Source organism: Alcaligenes sp. PF14 (assembly GCF_037150615.1).
Classification (GTDB): domain Bacteria; phylum Pseudomonadota; class Gammaproteobacteria; order Burkholderiales; family Burkholderiaceae_B; genus Alcaligenes; species Alcaligenes phenolicus.
Window position 1 is genome coordinate 498,607 of the sequence record NZ_JBAGRS010000001.1, and the last position, 21,022, is coordinate 519,628.

Annotated in this window: 20 protein-coding genes and 1 other RNA gene; 14 read left to right on the forward strand and 7 right to left on the reverse strand. The window is 54.8% G+C overall.

Going from position 1 to position 21,022, the window contains the following annotated elements:
• Positions 1-100 precede the first annotated feature (100 nt).
• Positions 101-462, forward strand: a transfer-messenger RNA (tmRNA) gene (gene ssrA, locus WFM49_RS02270).
• A gap of 116 nt (positions 463-578) precedes the next feature.
• On the forward strand, positions 579-1,202 hold the full coding sequence (locus WFM49_RS02275) for a glutathione S-transferase family protein (RefSeq protein WP_336971451.1): 624 nt from the start codon (positions 579-581) through the stop codon (positions 1,200-1,202).
• Positions 1,203-1,288: 86 nt separating this feature from the next.
• Here the strand turns inward: WFM49_RS02275 and WFM49_RS02280 are convergent, their stop codons facing one another.
• Positions 1,289-1,942: an FMN-binding negative transcriptional regulator gene (locus tag WFM49_RS02280; RefSeq protein ID WP_336971453.1), complete on the reverse strand. Its 654-nt coding sequence runs from the start codon at positions 1,940-1,942 to the stop codon at positions 1,289-1,291.
• Positions 1,943-2,047: 105 nt separating this feature from the next.
• Between WFM49_RS02280 and pdxR the strand changes: the two genes are divergently transcribed.
• Complete coding sequence (pdxR, locus tag WFM49_RS02285) at positions 2,048-3,556, forward strand: MocR-like pyridoxine biosynthesis transcription factor PdxR (RefSeq protein WP_336971455.1); 1,509 nt, start codon at positions 2,048-2,050, stop codon at positions 3,554-3,556.
• A 112-nt stretch (positions 3,557-3,668) separates the two neighbouring features.
• Here pdxR and WFM49_RS02290 read toward each other — a convergent pair whose 3' ends face one another.
• Entirely contained in the window at positions 3,669-4,568 is a 900-nt protein-coding gene (locus tag WFM49_RS02290; protein WP_083053327.1) for a LysR family transcriptional regulator ArgP, read from the reverse strand.
• Positions 4,569-4,678: 110 nt separating this feature from the next.
• On the opposite strand from WFM49_RS02290, the gene WFM49_RS02295 reads away from it, so the two are divergent.
• From WFM49_RS02295 to WFM49_RS02305, 3 genes are all read left to right on the forward strand, one after another.
• Positions 4,679-5,296 (forward strand): LysE/ArgO family amino acid transporter, encoded by a 618-nt coding sequence (locus WFM49_RS02295; protein ID WP_009456290.1) that lies wholly within the window; start codon positions 4,679-4,681, stop codon positions 5,294-5,296.
• 203 nt (positions 5,297-5,499) lie between these two features.
• On the forward strand, positions 5,500-5,991 hold the full coding sequence (locus WFM49_RS02300) for a RidA family protein (RefSeq protein ID WP_009456291.1): 492 nt from the start codon (positions 5,500-5,502) through the stop codon (positions 5,989-5,991).
• A gap of 33 nt (positions 5,992-6,024) precedes the next feature.
• On the forward strand, positions 6,025-6,528 hold the full coding sequence (locus WFM49_RS02305; RefSeq protein ID WP_009456292.1) for a GNAT family N-acetyltransferase: 504 nt from the start codon (positions 6,025-6,027) through the stop codon (positions 6,526-6,528).
• A 99-nt stretch (positions 6,529-6,627) separates the two neighbouring features.
• Here WFM49_RS02305 and WFM49_RS02310 read toward each other — a convergent pair whose 3' ends face one another.
• Entirely contained in the window at positions 6,628-8,370 is a 1,743-nt protein-coding gene (locus tag WFM49_RS02310) for an ABC-F family ATP-binding cassette domain-containing protein (RefSeq protein ID WP_336971464.1), read from the reverse strand.
• Positions 8,371-9,100: 730 nt separating this feature from the next.
• On the opposite strand from WFM49_RS02310, the gene WFM49_RS02315 reads away from it, so the two are divergent.
• Both WFM49_RS02315 and WFM49_RS02320 read left to right on the forward strand, forming a co-directional pair.
• Positions 9,101-9,556 carry a MaoC family dehydratase gene (locus WFM49_RS02315; RefSeq protein ID WP_009456299.1) on the forward strand — a complete coding sequence of 152 codons (456 nt, stop codon included), beginning with the start codon at positions 9,101-9,103 and terminating at the stop codon, positions 9,554-9,556.
• A complete protein-coding gene (locus WFM49_RS02320) occupies positions 9,557-10,144 on the forward strand; it encodes a TetR/AcrR family transcriptional regulator (RefSeq protein ID WP_022983256.1) in 588 nt (195 codons plus the stop codon). It begins immediately after the preceding gene.
• Between the two features lie 40 nt (positions 10,145-10,184).
• Here WFM49_RS02320 and WFM49_RS02325 read toward each other — a convergent pair whose 3' ends face one another.
• Positions 10,185-10,586, reverse strand: coding sequence for a RidA family protein (locus tag WFM49_RS02325; RefSeq protein ID WP_022983255.1), 402 nt, complete (start codon positions 10,584-10,586; stop codon positions 10,185-10,187).
• Positions 10,587-10,728: 142 nt separating this feature from the next.
• On the opposite strand from WFM49_RS02325, the gene WFM49_RS02330 reads away from it, so the two are divergent.
• The gene (locus tag WFM49_RS02330) at positions 10,729-11,631 is read left to right on the forward strand and encodes a LysR family transcriptional regulator (RefSeq protein WP_009456303.1); all 903 of its coding nucleotides are present in this window, start codon (positions 10,729-10,731) and stop codon (positions 11,629-11,631) included.
• A 58-nt stretch (positions 11,632-11,689) separates the two neighbouring features.
• On the opposite strand, the gene WFM49_RS02335 is transcribed toward WFM49_RS02330, so the two are convergent.
• Positions 11,690-12,973: a pyridoxal phosphate-dependent aminotransferase gene (locus tag WFM49_RS02335; protein WP_324575678.1), complete on the reverse strand. Its 1,284-nt coding sequence runs from the start codon at positions 12,971-12,973 to the stop codon at positions 11,690-11,692.
• Positions 12,974-13,283: 310 nt separating this feature from the next.
• Between WFM49_RS02335 and WFM49_RS02340 the strand changes: the two genes are divergently transcribed.
• Both WFM49_RS02340 and WFM49_RS02345 read left to right on the forward strand, forming a co-directional pair.
• Positions 13,284-13,772, forward strand: a complete 489-nt coding sequence (locus WFM49_RS02340) for a MarR family winged helix-turn-helix transcriptional regulator (RefSeq protein ID WP_022983289.1) — start codon at positions 13,284-13,286, stop codon at positions 13,770-13,772.
• Positions 13,769-14,545 (forward strand): DNA alkylation repair protein, encoded by a 777-nt coding sequence (locus tag WFM49_RS02345; RefSeq protein WP_250755873.1) that lies wholly within the window; start codon positions 13,769-13,771, stop codon positions 14,543-14,545. The genes WFM49_RS02340 and WFM49_RS02345 overlap by 4 nt, the downstream gene beginning before the upstream one ends.
• 22 nt (positions 14,546-14,567) lie before the next feature.
• Here WFM49_RS02345 and WFM49_RS02350 read toward each other — a convergent pair whose 3' ends face one another.
• Positions 14,568-15,692, reverse strand: coding sequence for a metallophosphoesterase (locus tag WFM49_RS02350; protein WP_336971469.1), 1,125 nt, complete (start codon positions 15,690-15,692; stop codon positions 14,568-14,570).
• Positions 15,693-15,941: 249 nt separating this feature from the next.
• Here WFM49_RS02350 and WFM49_RS02355 point away from each other — a divergent pair, with 249 nt between their 5' ends.
• A complete protein-coding gene (locus WFM49_RS02355) occupies positions 15,942-18,017 on the forward strand; it encodes a catalase (RefSeq protein ID WP_022983288.1) in 2,076 nt (691 codons plus the stop codon).
• 43 nt (positions 18,018-18,060) lie between these two features.
• Here the strand turns inward: WFM49_RS02355 and WFM49_RS02360 are convergent, their stop codons facing one another.
• Complete coding sequence (locus WFM49_RS02360) at positions 18,061-18,864, reverse strand: hypothetical protein (RefSeq protein ID WP_336971471.1); 804 nt, start codon at positions 18,862-18,864, stop codon at positions 18,061-18,063.
• A 106-nt stretch (positions 18,865-18,970) separates the two neighbouring features.
• On the opposite strand from WFM49_RS02360, the gene WFM49_RS02365 reads away from it, so the two are divergent.
• Together WFM49_RS02365 and WFM49_RS02370 are read left to right on the forward strand one after the other, a co-directional pair.
• The gene (locus tag WFM49_RS02365) at positions 18,971-19,300 is read left to right on the forward strand and encodes a hypothetical protein (protein ID WP_009456315.1); all 330 of its coding nucleotides are present in this window, start codon (positions 18,971-18,973) and stop codon (positions 19,298-19,300) included.
• Positions 19,301-19,843: 543 nt separating this feature from the next.
• Positions 19,844-20,917: a linear amide C-N hydrolase gene (locus tag WFM49_RS02370; protein ID WP_022983286.1), complete on the forward strand. Its 1,074-nt coding sequence runs from the start codon at positions 19,844-19,846 to the stop codon at positions 20,915-20,917.
• Positions 20,918-21,022 lie beyond the last annotated feature (105 nt).

Genomic DNA, 21,022 nt, shown 5'->3' on the forward strand with positions numbered 1-21,022 from the left:
AACGCTCTGGCGAGGACTCAGCCAGAGCGCGGAAGAGGGTTATTCTAGCACCAGGAGCTATACATTTTGTAGCCGATGTGATATGGTTGCTAATCCACATGGGGTCGACATGGCTTCGACGTGGGTCAAGAAGCAGATCAGGGCGTGTCGAGCACCAGTACGCTCGTAAATCCACTGGAAAACTACAAACGCCAACGACGAGCGTTTCGCTCTAGCCGCTTAAGGCTGGGCCACTGCACTAATTTGTCTTTGGGTTAGGTAGGGCAACCTACAGCAGTGTTATTTACAAAGAATCGAATCGGCCTGCGCCACGAAGTCCGGTTCTAAAACTTAGTGGATCGCCAAGGAAAGGCCTGTCAATTGGCACAGTCCAAGGTTAAAACTTAAAATTAATTGACTACACATGTAGAACTGTCTGTGGACGGCTTGCGGACGGGGGTTCAATTCCCCCCGACTCCACCAAGATATCCCAAGGAACCCAACAGCTTAACGGCTGTTGGGTTTTTTGTTTTCTGCTTGCTCAACAAGGCTTCAGCGTCATAATGATCCCTTCGTTTTATGGACAAAAGGAGATCGACATGTCTCGTTGGGTGTTCTATTCCGCGCCAGGTACCTGCGCGCTTGCAACTCATATTGCGCTGCATGAAGCAGGGGCTGACTTTGATGTGGTCAAGCTGGATTTTGGTGCGAATCAACAGCAAAGCCCGGAGTTTCTGCGCGTCAATCCCAAAGGGCGTGTGCCGGCACTGGTGACAGAGCAGGGGGCTTTGACGGAAACTCCGGCCTTGCTGACTTTTGTGGCACAGAGCTTTCCGGATGCCAAGCTGGCGCCTGTGAATGATCCCTTTGCGTTCGCCCGTATGCAGGAGCTGCATAGCTATCTGGCGTCCACGGTGCATGTGGCCCACGCACATAAGCGCCGTGGTTCCCGTTGGGCAGATGATCCAGCGGCCGAAGAAGCCATGCGCGCCAAGGTGCCGCAAAACATGACGGTTTGTGCGGCTTATCTGGAATCCTTGATTGTGGGTCCCTGGGTGTTGGGCGAGCAGTTCAGCGTAGCTGATGCTTATCTGTACACAGTAGGTGGTTGGCTGGAGGGAGATGCAGTCGATATGAGTCAATTTCCCAAACTAAGTGCTTATCTGGAGCGCGTAGGGGCGCGTGAAGCTGTGCGCAAGGCTGTTGCCGAGGCGGCTGCTTGAGTGAAGCCGTCACCCTTGCGGGCATTGGCTTCACTCAGCACATAAAAAATAGACGCAAGGATATTTATTGCTGGGGAACAGGTGATCTACGCTTTGTTCTCCTGCTCCCGTTTGTCTACTGCCACCGCCTGCATCGCACAGCCAATGAAATGATCTCCCTGGCTGATTAATGCTGCTGATGCCGCCTCCACATCCCGAGCCTCTTTATTCTGACTGAGCTTGGTTTTGCCGATCAGCCGAGTGATCTCAATTTCAATTCCGACAATGGCTTTCAGCATGGCGTCGATATAGTCCTTAGGGCCATCTGTCATCTTCCAGGGTACGGGCTGGCTGGCTTCGTGGATGCGGGTCAAACGTGCCACGGCACCGCGAACATAGCGTTCTTCATCGCGTATTCTTACTCGCCCATAGGCGTGTACCACGATGTAGTTCCAGGACGGGACTTGCTTGTGTGTTTCCAGTTTGCTTGGAAACCACTGTGGGGAGATGTAGGCGTCTCCTGCACGGAATATCACCATCACTTCGTCGCCGTTTTCCAGGTCTTGCCAGACGGGATTGTTTCTGGCGACGTGGCAGTGCAGTACTCCTTGTGCACCTTCCTGGGGATGCAGCATGAAGGGCAGGTGATTCGCGCTTAATCCGCTTTTGCCATGGGCGACCAGAATGCCCAGGGGATGCTGGGCGATCAGCTCGTGCAGTGGTTCAGGCCGGGATTCATTGAAGTGAGCGGGGATATACATCGTTGTCTTTCTTGGCTTGGGATTCAGGATCAATGTGTCTATTATTGGTCTATTCTGGATCATTGATCTGTACCAGTTTGGCGCTATTTTTATGGACCACAATTCATGTCTCGTACTGCTCATAATCCAAAGATTCCTTCCCTTGGCGAACTGGACCGAAGTACAGGGGGCCTGGGCCGTCAGTTGGCGCAGAAGTTGCGCGAAGCAGTAAAAAACGGTGCGCTCAAGCCGGGTGAATCCTTGCCCTCCACACGAGCCTTGGCAGCGTCCCTGGGTGTCGCCCGCGGCACGGTCGTAGAGGCTTTCGAGCAACTGATTGCCGAAGGTTTTCTGGAGTCCTCGCCGGGCGTAGGCACTTACATCGCTCACTCGCTGGCCAATCCCGAAACAAGGCCGAAGAAGCGCAGGGCGGCATCGCTGCCCGCCCAGCCTGCACCACTTGCCGCCCAGCCATTCAATACGGTTGCGGCTCAATTTCAGCCTTTGCCCGCTGCCCCGTTTGCCGTGTCGATCCCCTTGGGTGCCGCTGCGCCAGGCCCCATCTGGCGACGTTTGGGGAATCGCTTGCGGGCCCATGGTCAGGGCGCGCCGGGTGGTTATGGGGACCCTCAAGGCGCCTTGCCATTACGAGAGGCTATTGCAGAGTACGTGCGCCGGTCACGCTCGGTGCGCTGCGAGGCGGAGCAGGTCATTGTGACGACGGGTACACAGCAGGGCTTGTTTCTGGCTTGTCTGGTGTTGATGGGCAGGCAGGATTTTGCCTGGATAGAGAACCCCGCCTATCCCGGCATTACCGCGATCTTGAATACGATAGGTTCGCCGGAACGAATGGTTCGTGTACCTGTGGATGAAGAGGGGCTGGATGTGGCTGCGGGCATACGTTTGCAAGCAGATGCGCGGCTTGCCTTTGTCACTCCCTCGCATCAATATCCTTTGGGCATGCCCATGAGCATGGCGCGGCGCAATGCCTTGTTGGCCTGGGCACGCGATAGGTCCGCCTGGATTGTCGAAGATGATTACGATAGCGAGTTCCGCTACAGTGGCCATCCCTTTCCTTCCCTGCAGGGTCTGGACCCGGAGCGGGTGATCTATCTGGGAACCTTCAGCAAGGTGTTGTTTCCCTCGCTGCGTCTGGGTTATGCGATTGTGCCGCCGCAGTTGGTCCAGGCTTTTTGCGGAGCGCGCGTTCTGCTGGATCGGCACCCGCCCAGTGCAGACCAGCATGTCTTGGCCAGCTTTATTTCAGAGGGGCATCTGGAGCGCCATATTCGGCGTATGCGCGGGATCTACACCCAATGTCGTAACCACCTTTTTGAGATTGTGCGCGAGGTTTTGCCCAGTGATTTGGCCAGCTTGCAGCCAAGCGATCAAGGCATGCATTCCGTCTTGTGGCTGACCTCGCCGGTTGATGATGTGGTGGTGGCGCAGCGAGCCATGAAGGAAGGCGTGGCAGTGCGTCCCGTCTCACCCATGTATCACGCTGGGCAGGGACCTTCGGGACTGATTCTGGGTTTGAGCGCATTCAGTCCCGAGCAAATGAGGGAAGCGGCGCAGAAGCTGGCGCGCATTATTTCTGAGCTTGCCCGACCTTCCAGAACCAAACGAAAGTCCTGAGTGCTGTTCTCGACAAGTCTGTGGCAAGAGTCGGCGTGAATCAGACTTCTGCCATCTTCCTGAAGTGGAAAACTTCACCCATTGTTTCCCCGTACGGGCCTCAAAGAGCTGTTCAAGAAGGCGCCGGCAGCAATGAGCTGCGGGTCGCTTCTTGAAGGGCCCTACCCATATTGCGCAAGGTGTCGGAGCGGATAGCCGCATGTTGCCAATACAAAGGCACATCCAGCCAAAGGCCGGGGGCGACTAAAGCCAGCTCTTCGGCGGCCAGGGCATCGCTGACCATGGAGTCGGGTGCCAGACACCATCCCAGGCCCAAAGCCGCTGCTTTCACAAAGCCGGTGGAGGTGGGCAGGTAGTGGATGGGAGGGGCTACGGATTCATTCGTGATTTGGCGTATAAAGCGCCACTGTAATTCGTCCTTGCGGTTAAAGACGATCATGGGGGCTTGAGCCAGGGATGCTGCGTCTATTCCCAATCCAAAATGGCGGGCCACAAACTCGGGAGAAGCAATGGCCTGATAGCGCATGATGCCCAAGGCCTGCACCTCGCAGCCTTGAAGGGGGGCAGGTTCGGCAGTGACCGCGCCCAGCACGGAGCCATTGCGTATCAATTCCAGTGTGTGGTCCTGATCATCCACGCGCACATCAAACAGGTAGCCATATTCCTGACTTAGCCGGGACAAGGCTTCCAGAAACCAGGTGTCCAGCGAGTCACTATTGACCGCAATGGCGATAGGCCGTCGTGGGCCATTTTGCTCTGGCAGGAAGTCTGCGACGGCCTCGGCTTCCAGAACCTGCATGGGCCGTACACGACGCAGCAGCAACTCTCCCGCCGGTGTTGGACGACAAGGCGGCTGGCGCAGGACCAGCACTTGCCCCAGTCTGTCCTCCAGCGCTTTGATACGCTGCGAGATGGCTGAGGTGGTGATGTACAGCTTGCGCCCGGCTGCTTCAAAACTGCCTTCTTCCAGGACGGCCGTAAATGCTCGTAGTTGTGGGTGCAGCAGATCCATAATTGGCTTGTTTGATTAATTATTCTTAATTAAGTGAAGAATAATTAGCTTTTCTTAAACCGTAAATGACAGCACCATAACGCAGTTTTTCAATTCTGTGGATGGCTGGCATGTTCTTCTCTGTTGTTGCAACTGGCTTTCTGACGGGGGCGGGCCTGATCATGGCTATCGGCACTCAAAATGCCTTTGTGTTGCGACAGGGCTTGGAGCGCAGTCATGTGGGGCTGGTGGTGGCAATCTGCGCGCTGGCCGACATTGTCCTGATTCTGGGGGGCGTGGCTGGCATTGGTACGTTGGTACAGGAATGGCCTGGTTTGCTGCAAGTTCTGCGCTTTGGTGGCGCGGCTTTTCTGGCCTGGTATGGGCTGCTGGCCGCGCAGCGGGCCTGGACTGGTAAAGGAAGCCTGATGGCCGGGCAGGGGAGCGAGCGCAATCGACGCCGTATCTTGCTGACCTGTCTGGCGTTCACCTTTTTGAACCCCCACGTCTATCTGGATACGATGGTGCTGTTGGGCAGTCTGTCCACGCCTTATCCCGGTAACTTGCAGTGGGCATTTGCTTTGGGGGCCTGTGCGGCCAGTGCCAGCTGGTTTCTGGCCTTGGGCTATGGGGCGCGGTTGCTGCAACCTGTGTTTCGTCAGCCGTTGGCCTGGCGTGTACTGGATGGCAGCATTGCTGTTTTCATGCTGGCTTTGTGTGCTTTATTGCTGTTGAGGCCTTTGCATTAAGCCTTGGACTCCTTAGAGATTTTCTGTGGATGCGATTGCTGCCTGGATAACAGCCCGCTGCACAGACTACAGAAAGTCAGTTTTTTTGAATCAAAAGATAACTGTCTGAACTTTAGAGCGGCTTTCTGAAATTAAATAGGCTTTAGGGAAGAGCTCGTACCTAATGAAGTCTTGGTTTTTACACCTTCAATCAGGAGAAAACTATGAATGTCGTGAAGATGCTTGCCTCTGCTGCCTTGATCAGTAGCCTGGCTGCACCAGCGTTGGCGCAGGATGTGAAGCGCCATCCTATTCCCAATTCGGATTTCCCGATTCTGACGGCAGTGGAAGTGCCTGCCGGTAAAACCACGGTGTACTTGAGCGGTACTGTTCCCGCTGTGCGCGACAAGTCGGCTGATGCGGCCAGCACGGCAGCCTACGGCAATATGCAGCAGCAAACCGAATCCATCATGGAGCAGATCAAGGCTCAGTTGGAAGGGATGGGCATGTCGGTAGGGGACATTATCAAGATGCAGGCCTTCCTGGTTGCTCCGGAGGGTGGCAAGTTGGATTTTGACGGCTTCATGGCAGGCTATTCCAAGTACTTTGGAACCAAGGAGCAGCCAAATCTGCCTGTGCGATCAGCCATGGCGGTCCAGGCTCTGGTGAACCCAGGCTGGCTGGTCGAGCTGGAGGTGACGGCCGTGCGACCTTGATCGCCGCCAGATTTTTCTTGAAAAGGATGTGTTGTGATCTCTATTCGTCCGGTTCAGGCGCAGGAATGGCGTCTGTATCAAGCATTGCGTCTTGGCGCCTTGCGTGATTGTCCCGATGCATTTGGGAGTACCTATGCCGTGGAGTCCACACATCCTGAGCATTTCTGGCAGGAGCGGATTCAAGCTGCTTGTGCGTCCGAGACGGACCGCGTCTTGTTCGCTGAAAAAGAGGGGCAGGCTTGCGGCCTGGTCTGGTGCAAGTTGTCTGCCTCAGAGCCCGTTCTGGCCGATATTTATCAGATGTGGGTGGCGCCGTCGGCGCGAGGTTTGCGAGCGGGTTTTGCTCTGCTGGATACCGCAGTGCAATGGGCAAAAAGCAGGCAAGCAGCCTGTGTTCGCTTAGGCGTGACCCTGACGAATGAAGCAGCCGTCCGGCTGTATGAGAGTTACGGCTTTGTGCCCAGCGGAGAGCCCGAGCCTTTGCGTGAGGGTTCGTCCTTGATGTCGCAGACCTTGGTGCTGGATTTAGCAGACTGAAGCCCAGCAGATACAGACAGCCCCTTGTTGAATCTGATAACAAGGGGCTGTTTTTATGCCTTGCCGGATCTGTTGAGCAGACAAGGCATAAGGTCTGGATTACTCCAGGTTCAAGGCTTGGCGCAGCTTGTGGATTTCCGCTTGCCAGACCTCTTGCAAGCCAGGCTTTTGATGCTTGGGCTTGCGTGCCAGATCAGCCTCCAGTTTGCTTTCCAGTTCAATCAGTTGTTCCAGCAATGTGTCGTCGCTGGAGGGGGCTGATTGAGCCCTTGTTGTGCTTCCTGTGCCCGGGCTGAGGATGGGTGAGGATTCCTCTGGCTGACCTGTCTGGACCAGAGCAGCATACAACTGCGTCAAGTCCTGCATTTCCGTCAAGGAACCCTCGTCCACCAGCCAGAAGCGATTGCAGCTTTTCTCCAGCAGCTCCCGGTCATGGGTGACCAGGATAAAACCGCCTTTGAATTCGCACAGTTCCTCTGCCAGTTCTTCCTTGCCGTCCAGGTCCAGGTGGTTGGTTGGCTCGTCCAGAAAGAGCAGATGATAGTTGGCCAGCGACAGGGCAATAAACATCAGCCGAGCACGCTCGCCACCACTCAAGCTATTCACTTTCTGTGCATGCCGCAGATAAGGAAAACCGGCACTGATCAGCGCCATTTTCCTGACATCGTCCGGCAAGGGCGAAAAGTCCTGCAAGGCATGCAGCAAGGTCTTGGAACCATCCAGTTGCTGTTGGTCCTGGTCGTAATAACCAATGCGGCATTGCGGGTGAAACTTCAGCCCGTCCATGTCCACCTCGTCCTGCCGGTATTGCCATAGCTGACGCAATAAAGAGGATTTACCGCAACCATTGCGACCGACCAATCCGATGTGATCCCCGCTGCGCACCTGCAGGCCATGGGCTTGAAAGAGAGCAGGCAGGTTCTGTGCCGGGCTGACGACCATATCTGCAATATCCAGTAGGCGATCTGCCTTCATGTCCAGGCCATGCAACTGCAAGGTCCAGGGTGTGCCATCCGTCAGATCGGTCTGGTTTTCGCGCAGTTTGGACAGGCGCTTTTCCATGCTTTGGGCTTTGCGGGAAAAGGTCTCGTTGTCGTAGACCTGTCCCCAGATAGCCAAGCGTTTTGCGCTTTGTTCGATGCGATCAATTTCCTTTTGCTCGCCTTGATGACGACGCAAATCCGCCTCGTCTCGATTGCGCAACGCTTCACGCGCAGCCGAGCAGGGTAGAGAGAAAAAAGACAGCGTACGATCGCGCAAAATAATGGTGCTGTTGCACACGCGATCCAGCAAGCGCTGGTCGTGAGAGACCAGCAAAAATGTGCCGCGCCAATTGCTTAGAAAGCTTTCCAGCCAAAGCAGGGAAGGCAGGTCCAGGTGGTTGCTGGGTTCGTCCAGCAAGAGCAGATCAGGCTGGGTAATCAAGGCCCGTGCCAGCAGCAGGCGAGTGTACTGCCCACCACTTAAGGCACTGACCCGGGTATGCCAGTCCTGTTCCTGAAAGCCCATCTCGCCAAGCAAGCTTTCTGCGCGCCAGGCATCCGTATCGTGCTGCTCTGCGGGCAGGGCAGCCAGTACGGCGTTCAGCAAACTCAAGGCGTGCAGATCCGCTGGCAGGTATTGCTCAACACGCGCCAGAATGCAGTGGTTTGCTAGTGAAATACTGCCTTGCCTGGGCGTCAGTTCGCCGCACAGCAGGCTGATTAAGGTGCTTTTGCCACAACCGTTGTGGCCTATAAGTCCAACTCGATCTCCGGCCTTGATAGTGAAGGCAATTTCTTTGAATAAAGGACCGGAAAGGGTTTCGTAAGAGAGTGAGTGGACTGACAGTAAAGTACTCATGACATGCTCAAGTTTTTTGGGTGCGCGGGTACAGCGCATCCTCGTCAATAGAAGCTGACGATAATTCTTGAGGCCTGAGTGAAGTCCTTCAGTAAGTTATTGCTTCGCTCAAGTCTAGATTATCGCGCTGCGAAATCGAAAACTTGAGCCGTTCTCTATACCAAAGAAGAGTGCATAAATGAATGTGCACATAGGTGTAGGATCTCCTCTTAATCAATGGGTTAGCCATGCTTGAAGCGGGTACAAAAGACTTGTTGAATCAACAAGCTTGTGGCCTCAGGGCAGGGTAAGGACTGGTTGTGCCTGGGAAAGAAAGACGGGCATGAAACACCGTTCGTTCCGACAAAACCGCAAGAGTGTGATTGTAATCAGGATGTAGAACGGTAGAAAACTCAGGCGTTGGTTTTTGGAGGGATGTGTAGCATTCAAGATGCATTGTCCCTGTAGTAGCAGGGGTGTGGCCTGACGGGTGTGCCACTGGATACTGTGCCTTCAACTGGCCGCAAGGAACTGATTTTTAGACTGTTTTTCGTTATTCAGGCACCTGCTTGCAAGCTTCTGGATGGTTTGTTCCGCAGTAAAAAAAGTAGAACTATTACCATTTTAAAAATAGAGTATGGCCATAATCTATCCTTGCTTTCCCAGGAAAGCTGTGCAAGGATAGCTGCCATCCATAATCTATTTACGCGGGCAGCGACGCGTACTCACACACTTTCTGGAGAGTATTCGGATGAGCCTTACAGCACCTGTCTATCTTGAGGATCTGGCCCTGGGAATGGAGTTTCGCAGCGCAGAACATGCTCTGGATGAAGCGCAAATTGTCAGCTTTGCCCGCCAGTTCGATCCGCAGCCTTTCCATCTGGATGCAGAGGCGGCCAAGGGCACGTTCTTTCAGGGGCTGGCCGCCAGTGGATGGCATACCGCCGCCATTACCATGAGGCTTTTGGTGGACAGCCTGGTATTCAGTCAGGGGATTATTGGTGCAGGTGGGCAAATCGATTGGCCACGGGCTACGCGCCCTGGCGATGTCTTGCATGTGCTCAGTAAAATCATCGACATTCAGCTCTCCCGCTCCAAAGCGGACAGGGGCATGGTGGTGGTGGAGTCTCACACCCTGAATCAGAACAATGAAGTGTGCCAGCGCCTGATTGCCAAGCTGATTGCCTTTCGTCGTCCGGAGGTTTGAATGGGGCGTGTCTCGCGTGAGCAGGCCGAACGCAACCGCGAGCGTGTGCTGGAGACGGCTTGCCGACTGTTTCGCAAACATGGAGTGGAAGGGGTCTCGATCGGGGACATCATGAAAGAGGCGGGCTTGACGGCAGGCGCTTTCTACAAGCAGTTTGTCTCCAAGGAGGCTTTGATTGACGAGGCCTCCCGATTTGCTTTTACCCAGTCTTCCGAATCCTGGGAGCGTATCAACCAGCGCTATGAACAGGACGCCGTGCAAGGGTTTCAAGCCTTGATGCGGCGATATTTCAAGCATCGCCCTCAAACCCAAAGCTGCCCGATCCTGGCCTTTTCTTCCCTGGCCAGCGGCCTGCCTGCGGATGCGCAGACCACGGCAATTTACAGCGAAGGCGTAGAGAGCTTGTTTGAGCAGTTTCGCGGCGTTGCCCTGCAAGCGTGTGCCGAGCAGACCGAAGAGCAAGTCATGCTCTTGTTTGCCGCCATGTTGGGGACAGGGATGATCAGTCGGGCCATGGGCGATACCGCGTTTACGCAAAGTATGCAGGCTGCGGTATTGGCCGCATTGCCTGGCAGTGAGTCCGATTAGCACGATTAGCCTATCGATAATGGCGACAAGAGCTTGCGTATCAGGCTTGTTCGGGCAGTTGTGCCACCACCTTGATTTCAAACTGAAAACCCGACAGCCAAGGCACCCCTACGCCTGTCAGTGCCGGGTAAGGCGCATCCCCCCAGTAGTCCGGCAGAACCTTCCACAGGGTTTCCAGATTGGCTTCCGGGTTCACCAAAAACAGCGTCACATCCAGCACATGAGCAAAGCTGCAACCTGCTGCGGCCAGCACGGTATTGAGGTTCTCAAAGGCCAGGCGTATTTGCTGTTCCAGGTCCGGCTCGGGTGAGCCGTCTTCGCGGCTGCCGACTTGGCCAGAAATAAACAAAAAGCCATTGGAACGAATCGCCGGTGAGTAGTGACCGCGCTCATACAAGGCTTGGCGTTCGGTGGGGAAGACGGCTTGGCGTAAGGTAGTCATCATGCTTTCCAGTGCCTGCTGGGCAGGTGAAGTTCATTGAGTTATGCACTGTAGGTCTTATGCGTGGACAGATAAACGCTAGATGGCAGACAACACTATTTCTATAATCAAAACAATCACTGCAACCGATTGGAGACAATACGTGGACCGTTTCGAAGCGATGCATACCTTTGCCAAGGTGGTGGAAACGGGCAGCTTTACCAAGGCGGCCCAAGCTTTGCATCTGAGCCGAACCCGGGCCACGCATCTGGTGCAGCAATTGGAGGCACGCTTGCAGGTGAGCTTGCTGCATCGCACGACGCGCAAGGTCAGTGTGACCAGCGCTGGGGCACTTTATTTTGAGCGTGTGGTGCAATTGCTGGCCGATCTGGAAGACAGTGAGCGGGATCTGGCCCAAGCCTTGGCTTCGCCCAGTGGCCGCTTGCGGGTAGATGTGCCCAGCCCTTTAGCCAGCCGTGTGCTGGTGCCTGCCTTGCCGTCGTTCTACGCACGCTACCCGGATATTCAGCTGGATATGGGCGTAGGCGACAAGACGGTAGATCTGCTCGATGAAAGCATGGACTGTGTGGTTCGAGGTGGTCAGATTCAGGACCAGTCCTTGATCGCCAAGCGGGTGGGGGCGCTGCATCTGTCCATCTATGCAGCACCCTTGTATCTGGAGCGGTTTGGTACCGTTGTGCATCCTGAAGAGTTGGACGGGTCTGCACATCGAATGGTGGGGTACCTGTGGGAGCATCAGAACAAACCGTTTCCTTATGCCTTGCGTCGCGATAAAGAACGGGTTTCTTTGCCAGGCCGTTATGGCTTGGCCGTGAATGATGGCAACGCCTATCTGGCAGCGGGTGAAGCGGGTTTGGGGCTGGTTTGCCTGCCGGCGTATTTGGCCAAGGAAGCGGTGCAAGCAGGGCGCCTGATCGCGTTATTCCCGGATTGGACGATGGACCCTATGCCCTTGTATGTGGCTTTTCATCGCAGCAAACATACGAATGTTCGGCTGCGTGTCTTTATTGATTGGGTTGCGGAGCAATTGACTCAAGTATCTTGAGTGCCAGAAAAAAAGCCAAGGAGAATGAATCCTTGGCTTTTTTCATTGAGTCCGATTTTTATTCAGCTTCGGCGCTGTCTACGACTGGAATGGTCGCCTGGGCAAACTCAGGCCGTTCTGTACCGTGCTTGATACGGTAGTCTTTCAGGAACTTGGCGATGCGGTTGATGGCCTCGCGCAGGTCCGGCTCGTGGGGCAGAAACACCATGCGGAAGTGATCCGGATGAGGCCAATTAAAGCCCGTGCCTTGCACCAGCATCACGCGGGTGGCTTCCAGCAGTTGCAGGAAGAATTGGCGGTCGTCCTTGATGGGATAAACCTCGGGATCCAGACGCGGGAACATGTACAGGGCAGCGTGGGGCATGACGCAGCTGACCCCGGGAATCGCGGTGATCAGCTCGTAAGCCAGATCGCGCTGACGGCGCAGGCGTCCGCCTTCGCATACCAGATCGTTAATGCTTTGATAGCCACCCAAGGCGGTCTGAATGGCCCATTGGCCGGGCACGTTCGCGCACAGCTTCATATTGGCCAGCATGCTCAGGCCTTCGATGTAGTCGGCACCGGCTTTCTTGTCGCCCGAAATCACCAGCCAGCCTGCGCGGTAACCACATGCGCGGTAGCTCTTGGACAGGGAGTTGAAGGTCAGGGTCAGTACGTCGTTGGACAGGCTGGCCATGGCGGTGTGCTTCATGTCGTCGAACAGGACCTTGTCGTAGACCTCGTCGGCTAGCAGCACCAGATTGAATTCGCGAGCAATATCGACCAGAGCTCGCAGCACCGAGTCGGGGTAGAGCACGCCGGTGGGGTTGTTCGGGTTGATGACAACCAGGCCCTTGGTGCGTGGGGTGATCTTGGAGCGGATATCGTCCAGGTCCGGAATCCAGCCTTTGGATTCGTCACACAAGTAGTGCACGGGTGTACCGCCGGACAGGCTGGTTACAGCCGTCCACAGCGGATAGTCGGGCATGGGCAGGAGCAGTTCGTCACCGTCGTCCAGCAGGGCGTTGGTGGCCATTGCAATCAGCTCAGAGGCGCCATTGCCCAGGTAAATATCTTCCAGCGTCACGCCCTTGATCCCTTGTTCCTGGGTGTAGTGCATGACGGCTTTGCGCGCGGCAAAAATACCTTTGCTATCCGAGTAGCCCGAAGAGTTGGGCAGGTTGCGGATCATGTCGAGCTGGATTTCTTCCGGGGCGTCAAAACCGAATACCGCCAAGTTGCCGATATTGAGCTTGATCAGTTGCTGGCCCTCGTCTTCCATTTGTTTGGCCCGGTCCATGATGGGGCCGCGAATATCGTACAAAACATTCGCCAATTTGCTCGATTTCTTGATGCTATTCATGATGCTGGTAATCGGATTCCATGTGTGCTGCTGATGAACGGTGCAGGGCTGATGCCTGACCAGCCTTATACCTTACCGCATGCGTGGGCCTGTCTTGTAAGCATCAAGCTTAAAATGTGGCATTGTCGAATTTTGGCGACACTCTTTTGTCGAAAAAACGGCTGTCTTTGTCGATAGGCTCCTTACTACCTGGACATATTCCGCTTTATGGATTGGATTGGCATGATGTGAAATCAGCCCTCCTTTATTTTTCTTGTTTTTGAAGCGCTCTGATATTAAGATTCGACATCAAATCATTTGATGTCGAACTATGAAACTGGAAGCGAAATATCGGGCCTTGCTCTCGCACGCAGAGCAGCAAAAGGGCGTCAACGTTCAGGGCATGTCCCTGTGTTTTCAGCTCCTGTCCTTGTCTGCCCGTATTGATCGGGACTGCGCCGCCTTGTTGGCGCCCCATGGCTTGAGTGAGGCCCGTTTTGTACTTTTGTTCCTGCTGGAGGAAGCACCCGACGGGATGCCTTCCCACATCCTGGCTGAACGGGCAGGCGTGACGCGGGCGACTGTCACAACTCTGGTGGATGGGCTGCTGAAAGCGGGCTTGGTGCAGCGTTTTGCGGCTCAGACCGATCGGCGTTCTGTCATGGTGAAACTCAGCCCTCAGGGGGCGGAGTTGGCCAGGACGCTGGTAGGAACTCACGCCCAGTGGATAGGCGAATTGTTCCGGCATTTGTCCGAGGCGGAGTGCACCCAGCTTAGCGCCTTGTTGAACAAAGCCGCTGGTGGAGAAGACGCGTCATGAGTATCGAGAACCGCAAGGCTTATGCCAAGGTCGCGGATATACCGGCTGATATTTTGCTGGCTCTGTCCAAAGGGGAAATCCAGGGTCTTACTCTGACCGAGTCCTTGGCCATCGATCAGCGCGTGCTGGTGGCGACCGTATTTCCGGATTTGGATGAGCAGGGTGCACAGCACATCGACACCCTGGCCCAATTGGGCATTCTCAAGCGCATGAAAGCCATTGGGGAATATTTGCTGGACACGTATGGCGAGATGGCCTGGACGCGCTGTTCGGATCACCCGGCTGATGTGGTGCGGGGCTGGGCCTGCTTTATGGTGGGAGCCCGTGCATCCTTAAGTGTGCCTCAGCGCCTGGAGGCACTGCGCCCTTTGGCTGATGATGCGCATTTTGGTGTGCGTGAATGGTCCTGGATGGCGGTACGTCCTCATTTGGTGGCCGAGCTGGATGCGTCGATTCAGAGCTTGCAGCAGTGGGCGCGCTCAGACTCGGAATATCTGCGTCGCTTTGCGTGTGAGGCTTTGCGCCCTCGGGGAGTGTGGTGCGCACATATTGCCATCCTGAAAAAAGAACCGGAACGCATGTTGCCGATTCTTGAGCTCTTGTATCGGGATGGCAGTGTGTATGTGCAGGACTCGGTAGCCAATTTCTTGAATGATGCGGCCAAGGATCAGCCGCAGTGGGTGCGTGATCTATGTGCTCAATGGCAGATGCAAGCGCCGGATAATGCTGCTGTGCAGCGCCTGTGTCGACGGGCGCTGCGCAGCGTGTCTTGATGCTCCGGTTCCAGTCCTGGAATCAGGAGGCGCGCAAGGTAATCAAGGTGATTTCTGAGGCGCGCCCCAGTCGCAGCGGGAAGCCCGCCCACAGTCCGGCACCGTAGCTGACGTACAGCTGCATATCCCCTACTTGATACAGTCCACCCACATAGCCATCATTGGCCATCTGCACGATCTTGTGCATGCCCACAATATGGCCGCCATGGGTATGGCCCGACAACTGCAAGGCCGCCCCGGCCGCTGCGCTTTCCTTGGCGGTGTCAGGGCGGTGGGCCAACATGATGATGGGCATGCCAGCAGGGATCCCGGCGACTGCTGCAGCTACATCGGGCATGGGTTGCCCATGCACGGCTGCCGACTTGTCGGTAATGCCAGCCAAAGCAAAAGCAGCATCGTCTTGTTCAATAATGCTGTGCTCGTTCAGAAGCATACGTAGCCCAAGGCTGTTGAAGTGCTCTATCCAGGGCTGGTACTGGGTGTAGTACTCGTGGTTGCCTGCAATTACCCATACCCCTTGCGGGGCAGACAGGGCTTGCAAGGGGGCGACATCATCGCGGCGCGCTGTCACCGTGCCATCGACCAGATCGCCAGTAATGACGATCAGGTCCGGTTTCAAAGCCTGTGTTTTATCAACAATGGCTTGTATCCAGGGGCCTTGCAGCAGACGACTGGCGTGCAGATCAGTCAGTTGCACCAGCTTGAAACCATCCAGCTTGGGGGACAGGCCCTTGACCTTTACTTCGATGGACTTGAGCTCGGGGACTTGCACTGCCTGCCAGACACCCAGTGCGGACAGGCTGACCGCTGCGATGCCCAGCATGCCCCGCAAGGTAGAGGAGCGCAACAGAAGCAGCCCGGCTGGCTTGTACAGAACGCGCATCAGTAAACCTGCCAGATCGGTGATCAAGGTAAAGCAGGCGGCCAGCAGGACTGCCCCAAAAGCCCAGCCCAGGACCATGATGACTTGTGCGGGAATTTCCGGTGAGGCCCGTGAGCCCCAGAACAGCGCTACGGTGTAGTGGTGGAAGGTGGCGGCGACGGCCAAGATGCTGAGCAGCCATTTGATCCAGGGTTTGATCTTCAGCGGTTTGATCAGTCGCCAGGCGACATAAAGGGCAAAAACGAGGGCAGCGACTTGAAACACGAAATCATTCCAAAAAGAAACGGGGAGCCCGCGCTTGAGCAGGCGATAAAGCGTGCCCAGTATAGAGCGAGGAAGTGGGCATGATGTCAGCGCTCATCAGACAGTTACAGCTCCGTCACGAAAAAAGGTGGACATGCTTGATTACGTTTTGAGAGATTGCTTCGCACATCAAGTCATTAAAACTTCTAGGCTTTTTCCCAAGGGCACCCCAGTGGAACGGGGTTTTCGTTTGATTTGATTGGAGGACATATGGTGACTAAAAAATCCGCAGCCAAAACCAATCAGGATGCCGTGGGGCAAGGCGGGGAGTTACATCAGTTTGGCCATGCTGAGTTGACGACCAATCATGGCGTACCGATATCGGACAATCAGAATTCCTTGCGTTTCGGGGCGCGTGGCCCGACCTTGTTGGAAGATTTTGTCCTGCGCGAGAAAATATTCCATTTCGACCATGAACGTATACCGGAGCGCATTGTTCATGCTCGCGGCACAGGAGCACATGGTTATTTTGAATGCACGCAAGCAATCCCGGAGTTGACCCAGGCCTGTGTATTTCAAAAGGAAGGACATCGGGTGCCGGTGTTCTGTCGTTTCTCAACGGTAGCCGGCTCTAAAGGCTCCAAAGACACACCACGCGACGTGCGTGGTTTCGCGGTCAAGTTCTATACCGAGCAAGGCAACTGGGATCTGGTGGGCAATAATATGCCCGTTTTTTTTATCCAGGACGCCATCAAATTCCCGGATCTGATCCACGCCGTCAAACCCGAGGCGGACCGGGGCTTTCCTCAGGCAGCGTCAGCCCATGACACATTCTGGGATTTTGTCTCCCTGATGCCCGAGTCTTTGCATACCGTCATGTGGCTGATGTCCGATCGAGCCTTGCCACGGTCCTTTCGCATGATGCAGGGCTTTGGTGTGCACACATTCCGTTTTGTGAATGCCAAGGGCAAGTCGCACTTTGTGAAGTTTCATTGGAAACCCAAGCAGGGCTTGCAGTCCACCCTGTGGGATGAGGCGGTCAAGATTTCCGGGGCGGACTCGGATTATCTACGACGCGATTTGTACGAGGCGATTCAAAACGAAGCCTTCCCGGAGTGGGAACTGGGTGTGCAGGTCTTCGATCAGGAGTGGGCGGACAAGCAGGACTACGATGTGCTGGATGCGACCAAACTCATTCCCGAGGAAAGTCTGCCCGTCAAAATTGTGGGTCGTATGGTTCTGGATCGTTATCCCGACAACTTCTTTGCAGAGACCGAGCAAGTTGCTTTCTTGCCGTCCAACATCATTCCGGGAATCGACTTTACGGATGATCCCTTGCTGCAAGGCCGCTTGTTCTCCTACCTGGATACGCAAAAGTCTCGACTGGGAACGGTCAACTTTCATCAGATTCCTATCAATGCACCCCGCTGCCCATTCAGTAATATGCAGCGCGACGGCATGATGCAGACGCAGGTTCCCAAGGGCCGTGCGACCTACGAGCCCAATAGCCTGGAGGAGGCGGGTGAATCGGGCGGACCACGCGCGCAGCCGCATGGCTTTCGCACCTTCCCCAGTACCGTAGACGATGGCGCAAAACTGCGTGTACGGGCTGAGTCGTTCTCGGATCATTACAGCCAGGCCCGATTGTTTTATCGCTCTCAGACTGAAGTTGAGCAGGAGCATCTGATTGCCGGGCTGGTATTTGAACTGTCCAAGGTCCAGCTCAATCATGTTCGTGTGCGTGTGCTCTCGCACATGCGTGTCATTGATGAGGATCTGGCCAAACGAGCGGCTCAGGGATTGGGGCTGGATTTGCCGCCTCCTGCCAAGCCCGCCCGCGAGCCGATCGACATGGCACCTTCCAAAGCCTTGTCCATACTGGCCCAGAAGTCGCCGATTGCCGGTCGGATGCTGGGTATTCTGGTAACGGACGGAGCTGACAAGGGCTTGCTGGAAATGCTGCTGACAGGGGCTCAGGAAGCCGGGGTGGCCGTCAAGCTTATCGCTCCGCAAGTAGGGGGGGTGACGCTGTCAGACGGCACACACTTGGCTGCCGACGAAAAGATTGCGGGTGCGCCCTCGGTTCTGTTTGATGCGGTGGCCTTGCTGCTTACCCAGGAAGAGGCTTCAAAACTGTGCACTAACAAGGCGGCAGTGGATTTTGTAGCCGACGCCTATGGACACTTGAAAGCAATTGGTCATAACGGCGCAGCCCAGCCCTTGCTGGACAGGGCGGGCGTATCAGTAGACAAGGGTGTGTTCGTCATTAAAACCGGTGATGATCTGCTTGAAAAAGTGTCTTCACGGTTCTGGGAGCGACGGCATCAGGTAGATGGTATGGCCTGATGTCTTGTGAAAAGGGGGCGGTGCCGCCCCCTTTCACGTGCCATCAGTAGCGCCAGCTCAGCCCCAGCACGGGGCCCGACATGCGTGTGTCAAAGACATGGCCGGAGCGACGATAGTCCACATCCAGCATCTTGTATCCGGCAGCGATGGAGAAGTTCTCTGACAGGTCGTAGTTCAAGGTCAAGGTAGCTTGATAGCTCAGGCGCGAGCCCACGCCAAAGCCGCCCAAGTGGATCTGGGCTTGAGTGGAAAACTCCGGGGTGAAACGATAGAACGCACGCAGTCCTATCATGGGGTCCACCCAATGGAAGCTCTCCTGATGATGTCGGGTTCGGCCAGCCGTACTCAGATGGGCACGGGTGCGTATATCCCAAAAAGAAAAACCGGCCAGTGCGTCCAGGCTGGCTTGTTCAGTGTCGTAGATGCGGTAACCACCTTGCAATGTGGCCATGAACAGACGTGTGTCCACGGTCCCTTCTGCAGCACCGACCAAAGGCAAACCACCTATTACTTCACTTTCGCGTGTGTTCACGTAGAGCAGGTCACTGTTGAATACATAGCGGTCTCGACGCACCCAGGCGTTCAGAAAGGCCGCGGCACGCAGATCGTGCAGGACATCTGAAAAGGACTTTTCTATATCCAGGGAGGGCGCGCGTTTGAAGGGGGAGGACTCACCCGACAAGCCGGTAATCCAGGCATAGGGTGTAATCTGCACGGCATAGTGTGGCGAAGTCGTGCTGTCGGACATGGCGTCTGGACCTTGAGCACTCACTTGGGCATGAGCCAGACTGGCCAGTGGCAAGATTCCCAATAATAGCCAGCGGGAATAAGTGAGTTTACGCATCATTGTCATGGCCCCTCTTTTTAATTCTGTAAATGACGGTGCACTAGCGCCAGTCTTGTGTCTTTCGGTATGCTGGACTAGCCGATCACCAACCCGTGGAGAACGTGTCATGCATGTGTTTTACCTTAGCAAGCAAGATATTGATAATTTGTTGCCCTTAGTGCAAGCGGCGTTACACGCTGATCGCACCGGACAAGTTGGTTTCACGGACGAAGAACTGGCCTTGCGCGCTGCCCTGGAGGCGATGCAGGACCCCAAGCTGTCCGAGCTGCTGGCCGGTGCCCGTGTCGAACCGGGTCGCATAGCCGTTGGCTTGGCTGAAGAAGATTACCGGGAAAACCTGCTGGCTCTGGAAACCCGTGATAGTGCTTATGTCATTGACCAGCTCATGGATAGCTATGCAGGATTGCCGGGGTTTTTTGATTGCCTGGAGTTTTAGATGAATTTGCAAAACAGCCCGTTACGGGCTGTTTTTTATTGCATGTTATTGAAGTCCGTGTCGAGGCATTATGCCGTTCCTTGTGCCTACGGGTAGGATTTGGCCATTCCTGGTAATTAATGATCTTCCAGTTCTGGGTAAAAGATTTCGAGCACACATCGCCTGTGTTTTCAGATCTGAATGACTATTTTTAAGTTTTTTAAAACAAGAAAAAGGCCTGTTTAGTTTGGAGATCGTATTTGGTTCATTTATACGCGGGCTGATAAGGCAGCTACCCACGTTTTCAGAGTGAAAAACGCAGCTTCAAGGCGATCAGGAAGAAAAAATAATATTGCGGTCGATCATGAGTTAGCAAATGTTTTTATTCTCAAAACAAGGGATTTCATGCTCCGTTTTTGTCGGTCTTGCACCACAAGACTTAACTTGGCTTGACGCAATGTCCTAATCCTGTTTTTGTTACACCCGTGTCCAATGTATCGGCTGTGTAAGCAGTCGGTTTTTTTGTTTTATTGATTGGGCGGCTAGCCGTCTCTGGAGAGAAAGATGTTGCTAAAAAAATGTCGTCGTACTTTGCTGGCATGCGCAGTTGGGCTGGCTTTGGTGCCTGCGGCCTCTCAGGCGTGTACCCGAGCTGTTTTTCTGGGTGATAACGGACAGGTGATTACCGGTCGCTCCATGGACTGGAAGCTGGATGTCGGCACCAACCTCTGGATTTTTCCTCGCGGTGAAAAACGTACTGGCGAAGCTGGCCCCTCGTCCATTGAGTGGACCTCGAAATACGGCAGCGTGATTGCGTCGGGTTATGACATTGCTTCTACCGACGGGGCCAATGAAAAAGGTTTGAACGTCAACTTGCTGTGGCTGGTGGAGTCCCAATATCCCACGCCTCAAAAAGGCGATAAGACCTTAAGCATGTCTTTGTGGGGACAGTACGTCTTGGATAATTTTGCAACCGTGGCCGAAGCGGTTGCTGCATTAGAAAAAAATCCCTTTGTAGTCGTTACTGCCAAGGTCAAAGGTGAAGATCGCTTGGCAACTTTGCACCTGTCCATGTCGGATGCCACAGGGGATAGTGCGATTATCGAGTATATCGACGGTAAGCAACACATCCATCATAGTCGTAAATATCAGGTTCTGACCAATTCGCCCACATTTGATCAGCAATTGGCCATCAAGGATTACTGGCAACAGGTGGGGGGCATGAACATGTTACCCGGCACTAGCCGTGCTGCAGATCGTTTTGCTCGCGCCTCTTTTTACATTGATGCAGTGCCACGCAACCTGAGTGATGACAAGGCCGTAGCCAGTGTGTTGAGCGTGATACGTAACGCTTCTACTCCATATGGCATGACAGTGCCCGGTCAGCCCAACAACTCCTCGACACGCTGGCGCACGGTGTTCGACCATCAACGTAGTTTGTATTATTTTGATTCGGTTCTGTCACCCGGTGCATTCTGGGTGGATATGAAAAAAGCGGATTTTTCGGCAGAAACCGGCAAAGTGATGAAGCTGGATCTGGGGCCGGAGCAAAGCAAGGTCTACATGGGTGAAGTGCTGGACCACTTCAAACCAGCCCAGCCATTCAAGTTCGAACCCGCCGAACCGCCCGCTGTTTAATGGGGCAGTGGTATATGCCACTCTAGGCTGAATACCCGGGGCATAGCCGACAGCGATCACATGATGTTCATACTCAGCTGTTATGCTATGCCCCGTCTTTATTTG

Coding starts and splice junctions, on each gene's coding strand:
- WFM49_RS02335 (WP_324575678.1), bottom strand. CDS start 12,973: ATGAATAGCATCAAGAAATCGAGCAAATTGGCGAATGTTTTGTACGAT.
- WFM49_RS02300 (WP_009456291.1), top strand. CDS start 5,500: ATGAATGTCGTGAAGATGCTTGCCTCTGCTGCCTTGATCAGTAGCCTG.
- WFM49_RS02325 (WP_022983255.1), bottom strand. CDS start 10,586: ATGACTACCTTACGCCAAGCCGTCTTCCCCACCGAACGCCAAGCCTTG.
- WFM49_RS02320 (WP_022983256.1), top strand. CDS start 9,557: ATGGGGCGTGTCTCGCGTGAGCAGGCCGAACGCAACCGCGAGCGTGTG.
- WFM49_RS02315 (WP_009456299.1), top strand. CDS start 9,101: ATGAGCCTTACAGCACCTGTCTATCTTGAGGATCTGGCCCTGGGAATG.
- WFM49_RS02295 (WP_009456290.1), top strand. CDS start 4,679: ATGTTCTTCTCTGTTGTTGCAACTGGCTTTCTGACGGGGGCGGGCCTG.
- WFM49_RS02360 (WP_336971471.1), bottom strand. CDS start 18,864: ATGATGCGTAAACTCACTTATTCCCGCTGGCTATTATTGGGAATCTTG.
- WFM49_RS02275 (WP_336971451.1), top strand. CDS start 579: ATGTCTCGTTGGGTGTTCTATTCCGCGCCAGGTACCTGCGCGCTTGCA.
- WFM49_RS02310 (WP_336971464.1), bottom strand. CDS start 8,370: ATGAGTACTTTACTGTCAGTCCACTCACTCTCTTACGAAACCCTTTCC.
- WFM49_RS02290 (WP_083053327.1), bottom strand. CDS start 4,568: ATGGATCTGCTGCACCCACAACTACGAGCATTTACGGCCGTCCTGGAA.
- pdxR (WP_336971455.1), top strand. CDS start 2,048: ATGTCTCGTACTGCTCATAATCCAAAGATTCCTTCCCTTGGCGAACTG.
- WFM49_RS02365 (WP_009456315.1), top strand. CDS start 18,971: ATGCATGTGTTTTACCTTAGCAAGCAAGATATTGATAATTTGTTGCCC.
- WFM49_RS02280 (WP_336971453.1), bottom strand. CDS start 1,942: ATGTATATCCCCGCTCACTTCAATGAATCCCGGCCTGAACCACTGCAC.
- WFM49_RS02340 (WP_022983289.1), top strand. CDS start 13,284: ATGAAACTGGAAGCGAAATATCGGGCCTTGCTCTCGCACGCAGAGCAG.
- WFM49_RS02355 (WP_022983288.1), top strand. CDS start 15,942: ATGGTGACTAAAAAATCCGCAGCCAAAACCAATCAGGATGCCGTGGGG.
- WFM49_RS02345 (WP_250755873.1), top strand. CDS start 13,769: ATGAGTATCGAGAACCGCAAGGCTTATGCCAAGGTCGCGGATATACCG.
- WFM49_RS02370 (WP_022983286.1), top strand. CDS start 19,844: ATGTTGCTAAAAAAATGTCGTCGTACTTTGCTGGCATGCGCAGTTGGG.